The 12,135-nt window shown below is 63.6% G+C and carries 9 protein-coding genes and 1 pseudogene; 7 read left to right on the forward strand and 3 right to left on the reverse strand.

Annotated features, from left to right (window positions below; genetic code table 11):
• Window positions 1-130: 130 nt before the first annotated feature.
• Window positions 131-1,060, reverse strand: coding sequence for a LysR family transcriptional regulator (locus F3H41_RS19760; protein WP_149740409.1), 930 nt, complete (start codon window positions 1,058-1,060; stop codon window positions 131-133).
• A 216-nt stretch (window positions 1,061-1,276) separates the two neighbouring features.
• Here F3H41_RS19760 and F3H41_RS19765 point away from each other — a divergent pair, with 216 nt between their 5' ends.
• The 3 genes from F3H41_RS19765 (at window position 1,277) to F3H41_RS19775 (ending at window position 5,404) form a co-directional block, all read left to right on the forward strand.
• Window positions 1,277-2,812, forward strand: coding sequence for an aldehyde dehydrogenase family protein (locus tag F3H41_RS19765; RefSeq protein WP_149740410.1), 1,536 nt, complete (start codon window positions 1,277-1,279; stop codon window positions 2,810-2,812).
• 168 nt (window positions 2,813-2,980) lie between these two features.
• A complete protein-coding gene (locus F3H41_RS19770) occupies window positions 2,981-4,414 on the forward strand; it encodes a cytochrome P450 (RefSeq protein ID WP_149740411.1) in 1,434 nt (477 codons plus the stop codon).
• 15 nt (window positions 4,415-4,429) lie between these two features.
• On the forward strand, window positions 4,430-5,404 hold the full coding sequence (locus tag F3H41_RS19775) for a lipid A biosynthesis lauroyl acyltransferase (protein ID WP_149740412.1): 975 nt from the start codon (window positions 4,430-4,432) through the stop codon (window positions 5,402-5,404).
• A gap of 32 nt (window positions 5,405-5,436) precedes the next feature.
• On the opposite strand, the gene F3H41_RS19780 is transcribed toward F3H41_RS19775, so the two are convergent.
• Together F3H41_RS19780 and F3H41_RS19785 are read right to left on the reverse strand one after the other, a co-directional pair.
• Window positions 5,437-6,549, reverse strand: a complete 1,113-nt coding sequence (locus F3H41_RS19780; protein WP_149740413.1) for a glycerol dehydrogenase — start codon at window positions 6,547-6,549, stop codon at window positions 5,437-5,439.
• Between the two features lie 177 nt (window positions 6,550-6,726).
• The gene (locus F3H41_RS19785; protein WP_149740414.1) at window positions 6,727-7,248 is read right to left on the reverse strand and encodes a hypothetical protein; all 522 of its coding nucleotides are present in this window, start codon (window positions 7,246-7,248) and stop codon (window positions 6,727-6,729) included.
• A 264-nt stretch (window positions 7,249-7,512) separates the two neighbouring features.
• Between F3H41_RS19785 and F3H41_RS19790 the strand changes: the two are divergent.
• The 4 genes and pseudogenes from F3H41_RS19790 (at window position 7,513) to F3H41_RS19805 (ending at window position 11,823) form a co-directional block, all read left to right on the forward strand.
• A pseudogene (locus F3H41_RS19790) lies at window positions 7,513-8,546 on the forward strand (IS481 family transposase).
• Between the two features lie 540 nt (window positions 8,547-9,086).
• The gene (locus F3H41_RS19795; protein WP_149740415.1) at window positions 9,087-9,983 is read left to right on the forward strand and encodes an ROK family protein; all 897 of its coding nucleotides are present in this window, start codon (window positions 9,087-9,089) and stop codon (window positions 9,981-9,983) included.
• Window positions 9,984-10,031: 48 nt separating this feature from the next.
• A complete protein-coding gene (locus tag F3H41_RS19800; protein WP_149740416.1) occupies window positions 10,032-10,523 on the forward strand; it encodes a heme-degrading domain-containing protein in 492 nt (163 codons plus the stop codon).
• 115 nt (window positions 10,524-10,638) lie between these two features.
• Window positions 10,639-11,823: an AGE family epimerase/isomerase gene (locus tag F3H41_RS19805; protein WP_149740417.1), complete on the forward strand. Its 1,185-nt coding sequence runs from the start codon at window positions 10,639-10,641 to the stop codon at window positions 11,821-11,823.
• Window positions 11,824-12,135 lie beyond the last annotated feature (312 nt).

Below are 12,135 nucleotides of genomic sequence, written 5' to 3' on the forward strand. Positions count from 1 at the left end.
CGATGACACTGGGTCCACCGGTACCGGAAGAGCGATCCGGCGTCGTTCCGAGCGGGGTGTCCGCTGCCTTCACGATCTGGTGATCGTTATGGCGGGTGAGTGATAAACGTGGCATTTTTTAGCCGTAGTCTCAGTCCCCTGCAAGGATCGCAGGGGCATCCGGCGAGGCGCTGACCTCACCTGCAATCCAGCTGCGGAAGGCGACGCTGACAGGGTTTTCCTGTTTGCCGTTCGGCACCACCACATAGTAGTTGTTCTCCGTCCTGAACGGCTTGTCGAAGACCACCTGCAGGCGGTTTGCCGCAATATCCTGGCCGATCAGATAGAGCGGTACCAGGGCAAAGCCCAGCCCTGCCAACGCCGCTTCGATGACGGTCGAAAACTGGTCGAAGCGGTGGCCGCGATAGGCGGCCTTCGGATCGACGCCGGCATCGCCGAACCAGAGCGCCCACAGCTTCGGCCGCGTCGCCATGTGGAGGAGCGGCGCGCCGTCGAGGTCGGCATAGGTTTGCGGTGCGAACGTCCGGATAAGAGCCGGGCTTGCGACGGGCACGATGGTTTCGCTGCACAGATAGGTGCAGGTCGCGTGGGCCCAGACGGGCTGGCCGTAGTGGATGGCGAGGTCGAAGGTCTGCTCCTCGAAATCAAAAGGCTGCGAACGCGAGGCAATGTTGACGATCGTATCGGGATGGCGCGCAAGAAAATCCGGAAGGCGCGGCATCAGCCAGCGGCTACCGAACGTGGGCAGGCAGGCCAGCGAAAGCGACTGATCGGCGCGGGCCGCCGCCATGGTGCGCACCATCAACTCTTCCGCCTGGGCCAGCAACCGGCGCACCTCGGGGAGAAAGCGGCGGCCGGCCTCAGAGAGGACAACGCGCTGACGGATGCGCTCGAAGAGCAGCACGCCGAGCTGCAGTTCCAGATCCTTGATCTGCCGGCTGACGGCGCTCTGCGTCAGATTGAGCTCGGTCGCCGCCTGCGTGAAGCTGCCGTGGCGCGCCGCGCATTCGAACGCCTGCAAGGTGATGACGTCAGGCGCCAGCCGTCTGCTCAACTTCATTCCAGCCCCGCATCACCATAGATGAAATTCTTCGAACATTGTCGCGCCCGTCTGGTCTATGGTCCAGTCCGGCGACATCCTTCCATAATGCGGTCAAGCCGCGAGCGGAAGGGGCGGGCGCGTTCCGGCGCTTGGCGATGGTCACAGGGAACGCGAACGAACGGCACGGCCGGCAAAAGCCGGGTTTGGCGCTTACGGAACTTTCAGGAGACGAGAATGGACACGAAGACTGAAACGGGCGGCGTTGCCGCAGAAGCCGCGCGCATTCTGGACCGGCTGGGGGTCGATGCCGGCCTTTATACCGGCGGTACCATGGCCTCCTTCACGCCCGTGAGCGGCGAGCGGATCGGCCAACTGGCCAAGACGAGCCCGGAAGCCGCCGCGGCAGCGATCGATGCGGCCCACGAGGCCTTCAAGGCCTGGCGCCTGGTGCCGGCGCCGCGGCGCGGCGAACTGATCCGTCTGCTCGGCGAAGAGCTGCGTGCCGCCAAGGCCGATCTCGGCCGCCTTGTTTCGATCGAGGCCGGCAAAATCACGTCGGAAGGCCTCGGCGAAGTGCAGGAAATGATCGACATCTGCGATTTCGCGGTCGGTCTTTCCCGCCAGCTGTATGGCCTGACCATCGCCACCGAGCGCTCCGGCCACCGGATGATGGAAACCTGGCATCCGCTCGGCGTTGTCGGCATCATCTCGGCTTTCAACTTCCCCGTCGCCGTCTGGTCGTGGAATGCGGCACTGGCGCTGGTCTGCGGCAATGCGGTCGTCTGGAAGCCGTCCGAAAAGACGCCGCTGACGGCGCTTGCCAGCCAGGCCATCCTCGAACGGGCCATCGCCCGCTTCGGCTCGGATGCGCCGGCAGGCCTATCTTCCGTTCTGATTGGCGAGCGCGATCTTGGCGAAGTGCTTGTAGATCATCCGAAGGTACCGCTCGTTTCGGCCACTGGCTCGACCCGCATGGGTCGCGAGGTCGGCCCGCGCCTTGCCAAGCGTTTTGCCCGGGCGATCCTTGAGCTCGGCGGCAACAATGCCGGCATTGTCTGCCCCTCGGCCGATCTCGACATGGCGTTGCGCGCCATCGCCTTCGGTGCCATGGGCACGGCCGGCCAGCGCTGCACGACGCTGCGCCGTCTCTTCGTGCATGACAGCGTCTACGATCAGATCGTGCCGCGCCTGAAGAAGGCCTATCAGAGCGTGACGATCGGCAATCCGCTGACCTCGTCGGCGCTCGTCGGTCCGCTGATCGACAAGGCCGCCTTCGATGGCATGCAGCACGCGCTTCAAGCCGCCAAGGCCGAGGGCGGTTCGGTGACCGGTGGCGACCGTGTGAGCGAGGGCGCCGACACCGCCTATTACGTGCGCCCGGCCATCGTCGAAATGCCGTCGCAGTGCGGCCCGGTGCTGGAAGAAACCTTCGCCCCGATCCTCTATGTCATGCGCTACAGCGATTTCGATGCAGCGCTTGCCGATCATAATGCGGTGGCAGCGGGTCTTTCCTCGTCGATCTTCACTCTCGACCTGCGCGAAGCCGAGCGATTCCTGTCGCCTGACGGGTCCGACTGCGGCATCGCCAACGTCAATATCGGGACCTCCGGTGCCGAAATCGGCGGTGCCTTCGGCGGCGAAAAGGAAACCGGGGGCGGCCGCGAATCAGGGTCCGACGCCTGGCGCGCCTATATGCGCCGCGCAACCAACACCATCAACTACTCGCGGGCCCTGCCGCTGGCCCAGGGCGTGTCCTTCGACATCGAATAAGAATGGCGTTTTGACAACGGCCGGCTGGAGCCGGACGTGAGGCCGGGCTGGACCCAAGCGTCCAGCCCGGCCCTTTTGTGTCCGCACCGGGTGTTGGATGGCGTGACGTTTGCTGCTATCGAGTGCCGAGGTTGCCGGGGGCAGCCCGATTGAAGAGGACATGCGCGGATGTTTTCGGCGTTCGCTTCGGCGCTCAAGCCACGGGTCGATATCGTTGAAAAGCGCGAGGACGAGCGCTTCGAACCGGCGCGGTCCGACTATTACCGCGGCACGCCCGGCAAGCCGCTGCGGCTGATCCTGCAGGCGCGGCACGATTTTCTCTCGATCTGGCGCGAAACGGACTTTGCCGACCGCGTGCAGCAGCAGCGCATCCTCGGGCGCCAGCTCGTCGTCGTCAATTCGCCCGATGCGATCAAGTATGTGGTCGCCACCCGCCATGACAATTTCGAGCGCAAGTCGCCGCAGATGCGCCGTGCCTTGGAATTCCTGCTGGGCGACGGCCTCTTCATATCCGACGGGCAGACATGGAAGCAGCGGCGCCCGCTCGTCACCGACATCGTTCACAAAAGCCGGGTACCGAGCTTCGGCCCGGTGATGGAGCAGACGACGGCCGAACTCGTGACGCGCTGGGAAAACCTGCCCGAGGGCACGGTGGTCAATGCGTTGCACGAGATGGCAGGCCTGACGGCGGAGATCATTTCCCGCAGCGTCTTCGGCAACGACCTCGGCAAGGAGGCGGCCGATTCGGTGACGGACGGGTTCACCAGCTATCAGTCGCTGATCGATTCCATCAATCTCGGCTATTTTCTCGGCTTCGACGAGGGGTTGCCGGTGCTGCGCACGCCGCGGCTCAGCCGTTCCGTGAAGAAGATCCACCGCATCATCGACAAGGTGGTCGAGGATCATCTGGCCGGCAAGGGCGACGACAAGTCGATGGTAGAACTGCTCGTGCGGCGCCAGCAAAAGAACCCGGAGCTCGGGCTCGACCTCATCGCGCTGCGCAATGAAGCTGCCACCATTTTCATGGCCGGACACGAGACGACGGCGGCCACGCTGACATGGGCCTGGTATCTGCTGTCGCGCGCGCCGTGGGTCGAGAAGGCCGTTCATGACGAGATCGAAACCGTCTGCGGCGGGCGCCAGCCGACCATTGACGACGTGCCCAAGCTCGACTGGTGCCGGGCCGTGATCGAGGAGACGCTGCGGCTCTATCCGCCGGTGCCGATCCTGGCGCGGCAGACGCGCGCGGCCGATCACGTGGCCGGTATCGATGTCGATCCGGCCTCGCTAATCCTCATCGTTCCCTGGCTCCTGCATCGTACGGAGGCCTTTTTCGAGGAGCCGCACCGCTTCAAGCCTGAACGTTTCCTCGGCGGTCGCCGGCCGATCCCCTACAGCTATATCCCGTTCGCGGCTGGTCCCCGCATCTGCCCCGGACTGCAATTCGGTCTGACGGAATCGATCCTGTGCCTGGCCATCCTCGCCCAGCGCTTCCGGGTCGAGGTGCCCGAAGCCGTGGCGGTCGAGCCGCTTTGCCGGCTGACGCTTCGCCCGCGCGGCGGACTGCCGGTGCGCATCCTGCCGCGCCCGCGCAGCGCCTGAAAAGGGGGACGGCGCGTGAGCACGAAACCCGGCAAGACCGTCTATGTCTACAAACCGCCGGCAGCGCCGACCTTCGCCGAATTTCGCGCCGGTGGAGAGCGGCGCCGGGCGTTCCTGCGCTATTACATCAAAGACAATCTCAACAATCTCGTCGATCTCGCGGTGCATTTCGGCCTGAAGCTCCTGCCGACCGACCTCTGTTCGGCAGCGGGGGCGAAGATCGGCCTTTTCGCCATGCCGCGTTTCCACAAGGTGGCCGTGCGGCGCGCGCGCGAAAACCTGAAGGTGCTCATGCCCGAGGCGAGCGAGGCCGAGCGGGAGACGGTCCTGCGCAAGAACTGGGAGAACCAGGGCCGGTTGATGACGGAGTTTTCCATCATCCGCCGCGTGGCGTTGACCCCCGGGCGGATCAAATCCCTCGACGTCAACGAACTCGTCGAGATCGCGGCGGACGGCCCGCTCGTTCTGGCGGGAATGCATCTCGGCAACTGGGAAATGATGGCATCCCCGCTCAGCGAGGCGGGGCTTCGCCTCAACGCCAATTACGTGCCGCCGGGCGGTCGGGCCCGCGCCTGGATCGCCCAGAAGGTGCGGCTCGACAACGGCGTCGTGCTGATGCCGCCGGGGCGAGATGGCGTAAAACCGGCGCTGAAGGTGCTGAAGGAGGGCGGCATCGTCAGCATGTTCTGCGACGAGGGTTTCCGCGGCTGGATTCGCGGCCCGTTTTTCGGCCGCCCACCGCATCTCGACGGCAATCTCGCGCTGGCCGTGAAGCTGGCGCGGCGCGGCGGTGCACGCATCGTGCCCTGGTACATGCTGCGCGACGATGGCGTGAACTTCACCTTCAACCGCCTGCCAGTCATCACGCTGCCGCCGGAGGAAAGCCCCGGCGCCCGGCTCATGGACGACGTCATGATGCTGAACGACGTCCTCGAACCCGTGATTCGCGCCCACCTCGACCAGTGGTATTTCCTCGATAGCGCACTTTGAAAGCCGCGGGCCTTTAACGGCTGCGGGGCGTTTCAGCCCCGCTTCTTCTTCCGGCTTTCGGCGAGCGCGCTTGCCGTCCAGATACAATCGGCAATCAGCCGGGCGCTGAGCTCGACGGGAACCGAATGGATGACATTGCTCGGCTGCATGGCGATCTCGCCGACGCGCAGCAGATCCTCTGGAGTGACGTCGTGAAGGTGAAGATCGGCAAGGGTGGTCGGCAGGCCGAGGTCGATACAGAAATCCAGTGCTTCCTCGATCTCTTCCGGCGCGCGGTTTTCCAGCACGAGCAGGCAGATGACGCCGAAGGCGACCTTCTCGCCATGGAAGAAATGATGCGTCGGCTCTAGCACGGTCAGGGCGTCATGTACGCCATGGGCGGCGGAGACGCCGCAGTTTTCAAAGCCGAGGCCGCTCAAAAGCGTGTTGGCCTCGATGATGTTCTCGACCGCAGGCGTCAGGCGTCCGCCCTTGGCCGCTTCATAGGCCTTGCGCCCATCGCGCATCAGAACGAGATGGCAGGCACGTGCGATCTCTGCGCCGGCGATCGTCGCCGCATAACCATCGCCAATATAGTTGCGGCGTCGCGATTCGAGGTTGGAGCGGGCCTCGTACCAGGTGGAGAGGGCGTCGCCCATGCCGGCCACGAGAAATCGAACCGGCGCCTTCACGATCAGCGCGCTGTCGACCAGCACGACATCCGGATTGCGCCCACAGCGCACCACCCGGTCATAGACGCCGTCTTGCGAATAGATGACGCCGATCGAGCTCGTCGGCGAATCCGTCGAGGCAATGGTCGGCACGGTAACGATTCGCGCCCCGAGTTTGAAGGCCGTGATCTTAGCCGTATCCAGCGCCTTGCCGCCGCCAACACCGATCACCACGCCCGCCATGACCGCACTGCCTTCCCCGACGCAGCGCTCGACCTCCTTGTCGGTCGATTCCCCGCCAAAACGCACGAAGCGGCTCGAAACGCCCTGTTTCGACAGGCTCGCCTCCAGCTCCGACCTGAGACTGTCCCAGAAGAAGCCGTCGATAACGATCAATGCCGACCGCGACAGCGGCTCGACGTACCGCCCGAGATCGGCGATGACGCCCGGTCCCTGCACATAGCGAAGCGGGCCTCCATAGCCACGTTGTGTCATGCTGTTCTCCTCCCGATCAAGCCGCCGGCGGCGGGGTATCGGCCCCGCTGGCTTCCGCTCCCGATATATGTCTATAGGGCCCACTTGTACTCAAGTGGACTTTGAAGCGTCCTCATCGCTTCGCAGACCACTAACTCATATATGAGTTCGATCGGCAAGTGAAATTCAACCGACCGTTCAGGCCCCGTCGATGGCCAAGCCGATCGGGTGCGCCAGAAGGTCGACAGCGATCGCGCCATATGGCTCGTAGGAGGCAACAATGCGCTGATCTGCCTCTGCCGTGGCGAGATCGCGAAAGAAGCCGCGGGCGGCTTCGTGAGCATGCGTGTGTGCGCCAAGACCCGCATGGTGAATGACCGCATCCAGTTCATCCAGCCGATCTGCGATGGCGCCGGCGTAGCGGACGGGGAAGATGCCGCCGGGGACCGTCAGCAAGGCAAGGATCTCGAGCGGCTCTTCCGGCAGGCTTTCCCATATGCCGGCCCGTTCGGCGGGAGAGGGTTGTTTCCAGGCGGGATCGGTGACCCGTGCCTCGAGGAAGGGAAGGGTCTCGATTTCGGCAAGATCGCACGACGGCTTGAAGGATACCGTCCGCCGGACATAGGCATAGTCCAACGGCGCTCCGATCATCTCGGCGACAAGACCACGCCAGAGACGAAAATGTCTCTCCTTGCCGCTCATCCAGACGGGTGCGGACAACATATCGATCCAAGGGTGAACGCGATTTTCTTGCAACGATCCCGTCCCCCTTGAAGATGCCGACCCATGATCGGCTCAGGGAAGCATGCCCTGCCTTGAAGGAGCTTTCCAGGCCGTTCCCAAATCCGACCGCAATTGGCCACCACACGTCGGTGTGGCTGCAAGGCATACCGACCTCGACCACTCTGTCCGACCTGAGAGATAGGTGACAGGTCGTACCGGAGACATGGGTTACACTTTTCGGCTTTGGTCCGGGAGGTGGAGATGCCGTGGAGAGAGACTTCGGTTATGGAAGAGCGTCTTCGATTTGTCGCCCGGCTTCTGGATGGCGAAGGGATGAGCGAGGTTTGCCGGGATTTCGGCATATCGCGCAAGACCGGCTACAAGATCTTCAACCGCTACAAGGATGACGGGGTGGAAGCGCTGACGGATCGCTCGCGGCGACCGGTGCGTTATGCCAACCAGTTGCCGGATGCGGTGGAAGCGATGATCGTCCGCTGCCGGCAGGAGAAGCCGCACTGGGGTGCCCGCAAGATCAGGGAACTGTTGATCAGGCGGCTTGCTGGCGACGTGCGGATACCGGCCAAAAGCACGGTGCATGCGGTTCTCGACCGATACGGCCTTGTGAGCCATGCCCGCAATAGGAACAGGGCGAACAAGGCCGAGGGCACGCCGCTGTGCATGGCGTTGGCTCCCAACGATCTCTGGTGTGCCGACTTCAAGGGCGAATTCAAGCTCGGTGACGCCAGATACTGTTACCCGCTGACGGTCACCGACCAAGCGTCACGCTTCCTTTTGTGCTGCGAAGCCTTCGAATCAACGCGCGAGCAGGGGGTGATCGAGGCCTTCAGGCGATTGTTCGTCGAGCGCGGCCTTCCACGCGCCATCCGCTCCGACAATGGCCTGCCCTTTGCCAGCCCCAATGGGCTCTACACCCTGTCCAAACTGTCGGTCTATTGGCTCAGACTCGGTATCGCGCTGGAACGGATCAAGCCGGGACACCCTCAGCAGAATGGCCGCCACGAGCGCATGCACCTGACGCTGAAGAAGGAAGCCACCCGGCCACCGGGACGCAACATGCTGCAGCAACAGGCACGCTTCGATGCGTTCATCAACGAATTCAACACCGAACGGCCGCATGAAGCCTTGGCGATGAAGGTGCCGAACGACGTCTACACGCCATCGCCGCGTCGGTATGACGGGCTGCCCGAGATCGAATACCCGTTCCATGATCGCGACGCCCTTGTCACCAAACCATCGACAACCCGTTCGGCACGAGGTTGTCACCCATGTCTTAGGTACGAAGTGTCACCTATGTATCCGGTATGGACACTCGGAAAATGGTGTCCACGAGAGGATTCGAACCTCCGACCCCAGGATTCATCCCACTTCGGCTTTCGCCGCCGCCGCGTCGTCCGTGACGATGCGTTCGTGGTCTGGACTGTCCCTTGGCCATGGACCGAAGTCGTTAGGCCCTGCCCGTCCAGTCTCTACACCTTCGCCGCCGGTGTGGCGGCGCTTGGCTCGGGATTGGCATGCCGTGAGGCGAAGCGTTCCCCGACTTTGAGCAGATCGATTGTGCCGTTTCCCTGCACAACCCCCAATTTTAGGAATCCTGTGCTCTATCCTGCTGAGCTACGTGGACAACGACCTCTCCATAAATCAGATGGGCGGGGGGATCAACGGGCGATCGGGTGCTTGGTCGGCGCGCACACCAATTTCCTGTCGTCCGGCGCGCGTGGGGGCTGGCCGCCGGGGCGCGGGCGGGCTATCAACGGCGCGGTTCGCGCCAGGCTTTTGCAACTGTCGGCGCGCCAGGTTCGGAATGCGGGGAAACCATGCGGATCGGGATCGACTGGGGCGGCACGAAGATCGAGGTCATTGCGCTTGGAGATGACGGCGTCGTGATGGCGCGCCACCGTGTGCCGACGCCGAAGACCGGCTACGAGGATTGCATCCTTGCGGTGCGCGATCTCGTGGCTGAGGCCGAGCGAACCGCCGACGCGACGGGAACGGTGGGTGTCGGCATTCCCGGCAGTCCCAATCCGCGCACTGGGCTGGTGCGCAATTCCAACGCTGTGCTCATCAACGGCAAGCCGCTCGGACGCGATCTCGAGGCGGCGCTCGGCCGTCCCGTGCGCATCGCCAACGATGCCAATTGCCTTGCTGTCTCCGAAGCCGTGGACGGGGCGGGGCGTGATGCGCGCGTCGTCTTCGGCATCATCATCGGCACGGGCCACGGCGGCGGCATCGCGATCGAGCGCAAGGTGCATGCCGGCTTTCAGGGCATCGCCGCCGAAATCGGCCATTATCCGCTGCCGTGGATGCGGCCGGAGGAGTTTCCGGGGCATCGCTGCTGGTGCGGCAAGCACGGCTGTCTCGACATGTATGCCTGCGGGACGGGGCTTGAACTGGATTACCTGACGGCAACAGGCACGGAAAAGCGCGGTGCCGACATCATCGCCGACATGCGGGCGGGCGAGGTTGCGGCCGTCGCCGCTTTCGACCGCTTCGTGGACCGACTGGCACGCAGCCTTGCGCTGTTGACCAACATCGTTGATCCCGATGTCTTCGTGCTGGGCGGCGGTCTTTCGAATGTGGATGAGGTCTATGATTCTCTTCCGGGGCGGATCACCGGCTATCTTTTTGGTGACAGCTTTGCCACACCGATCCGCAAGGCCATGCATGGCGACAGTTCGGGCGTGCGCGGCGCCGCATGGTTGTGGCAGGATTGACAACGGGTAACTATCAAGGCCCGCCGCGCGGGTCCAGGGGAGGCAGACATGGCGATGGATGAGGATCTTTCAAAAATTTCCGAGCAGGAAGCGACGCTGGTGTTCGACAGCTTCGATGCGCATGTCGCCTTTGCGCTTGGCACCGCGGCGCGCGACCTTGCAATCGAACGCCAGCTCGGTATCGTCGTGGATGTGACGCTGTTTTCGATGCCGCTCTTTTATGCCGCACTTCCCGGTTCCCTGCCTGACAATGCCAATTGGGTGCGCCGCAAGCGCAACACGGTCTTCCGCTTCCTGCGCTCCAGCTATGCAACAGGTCTGATGCTGGCCAAGCAGCAGGTGACGCTTGCCGGCAAGTTCGGCCTGGCGGAGGCTGACTACGCGGCCCATGGCGGCAGTTTCCCGATCGTCGTGAAGGGAGCCGGCTGCATTGGGGCGCTCACCGTTTCCGGTCTGCCGCAGCGTGAGGATCACCAGCTTGCGGTCGAGGCCCTCTCGCGGTTGCTCGACAAGGATTTCGCCAGCCTTCGGCTGGCGTGAGGTTTTTCAGATGCCGGAGCGGCCTGTCCGTGCCCGGCCTTTTCCGTCCAAAGGACGCTGGATCGACCTGTCCGGGTCCCTTGGAATGAAGATTATTTTCGTTGGAGATATTTTCATGACGACAGTAACGGCTCTTCAGGCTGTTTCAGAACGCCTGACCACCTGGCTTTTCGAAGCGGCGCTGCCGCTTTGGCGCGAACGCGGCTTTACCGGACCAGAGACCGGCTTTGTCGAGACCATCGACATGAAGGGGCAGCCGACCGACGCCCATCACCGCGCCCGGGTGCAGCCGCGTCAGGTCTATTGCTTCGCCGAGGCCGGCCATCGCGGCTGGACGGGCGACTGGCGCAGCGCGGCGGAGCAGGGGCTGGAGGGCTTCGACCGGGTCTTCGCACGGCCGGACGGTCTCTTCGGCGCATTGGCGGATGCGAAGGGCACTCTGATCGACGATCGCTTCGATCTTTACAATCACGCCTTTGCCTTCCTTGCCTTCTCGCATCTTGCCGATGCACTTCCGCACCGGCGTGACGAGATGGCCGAGCGCAGCCGCATGCTTCTCTCGCATATCGAGGCCCGCTGCCGCCATCCGGAGGCGGGCTTCCACGAGGATAACCCGCCGCGCTTTCCGCTCGGATCCAATCCGCACATGCATCTCTTCGAGGCGGCCCTCTCCAGCGAGGCGACCGAGGGGTTCGATAAGGTGACCTGGGCGAACCTCACCGACGAGATCGCCGATCTCTGCCTCACCCGCTTCATCGATGCCGAAAGCGGTGCCCTTCGTGAGTTCTTCGACGCCGATTGGGCCCCGTTCGAGGGGGAAAAGGGTCGTGTGGTCGAGCCTGGCCATCAGTTCGAATGGGCCTGGCTGCTGACCCGGTACGGGGAGCGACGAGGGCGCGCCGATGCGATCGCCGCTGCCCGCCGCCTGTTCGACATCGCGGTCGGCCACGGCGTGTGCCCGCAGCGCGATGTCGCCATCATGACGCTGGACGATCGCTTCGCCGTCATCGACCCGATCGCGCGCCTGTGGCCGCAGACCGAATGGCTGAAGGCCGCGATCCGCTTTGCTTCCATGGCGCAAGGGGAGGAGCGGGCCCATTATCTTGCATCGGCCGAACGCGCCGCCGCGGCGCTCGACCGTTTCCTCGCAACCCCGATTTCCGGCCTCTGGTTCGACAAGATGCGCCCCGACGGCAGTTTCGTCGATGAAGCCGCTCCGGCCAGCACGTTCTACCATATCGTCTGCTGCATTTTCGAACTTCGGGACTGCCTGGAGCGGATGGAAAAGGACCCGGCGTAAGAGATCGCACCGCATTGTCGCACGTGATCGGGAGGCCGGACCATCGCGTCCGGCCTTCTGCCGTTCGGGATGTGGCGGCTTACAGGGTGCCCGCACTGACAGACGGCGCAGAGCCCGAGCGGGAAAAGCCGGTCTTTTGCGCAATCCGCAGCGCGCCGATGGATTTTGTTAGAATTACATCAATATAATCAACCACTTCCAATTTTCTGTCATTTTCCTGAGATGTTTGCGTTGACAGGTTGGGGTGGGGTGAGTAGAAACCGCCTCACAGAACGAGGGCGGCGGCGCTGCTAGCGACGGACTTCTTCGTTT

Source organism: Rhizobium sp. RU20A (assembly GCF_900155885.1).
In the GTDB taxonomy this organism is placed as follows: domain Bacteria; phylum Pseudomonadota; class Alphaproteobacteria; order Rhizobiales; family Rhizobiaceae; genus RU20A.

Bases quoted from the DNA above. Each gene is read 5' to 3' on its own strand.
- F3H41_RS19760 (WP_149740409.1), bottom strand. From the start codon at position 1,060: ATGAAGTTGAGCAGACGGCTGGCGCCTGACGTCATCACCTTGCAGGCG.
- F3H41_RS19795 (WP_149740415.1), top strand. From the start codon at position 9,087: ATGCGGATCGGGATCGACTGGGGCGGCACGAAGATCGAGGTCATTGCG.
- F3H41_RS19805 (WP_149740417.1), top strand. From the start codon at position 10,639: ATGACGACAGTAACGGCTCTTCAGGCTGTTTCAGAACGCCTGACCACC.
- F3H41_RS19770 (WP_149740411.1), top strand. From the start codon at position 2,981: ATGTTTTCGGCGTTCGCTTCGGCGCTCAAGCCACGGGTCGATATCGTT.
- F3H41_RS19780 (WP_149740413.1), bottom strand. From the start codon at position 6,549: ATGACACAACGTGGCTATGGAGGCCCGCTTCGCTATGTGCAGGGACCG.
- F3H41_RS19765 (WP_149740410.1), top strand. From the start codon at position 1,277: ATGGACACGAAGACTGAAACGGGCGGCGTTGCCGCAGAAGCCGCGCGC.
- F3H41_RS19800 (WP_149740416.1), top strand. From the start codon at position 10,032: ATGGCGATGGATGAGGATCTTTCAAAAATTTCCGAGCAGGAAGCGACG.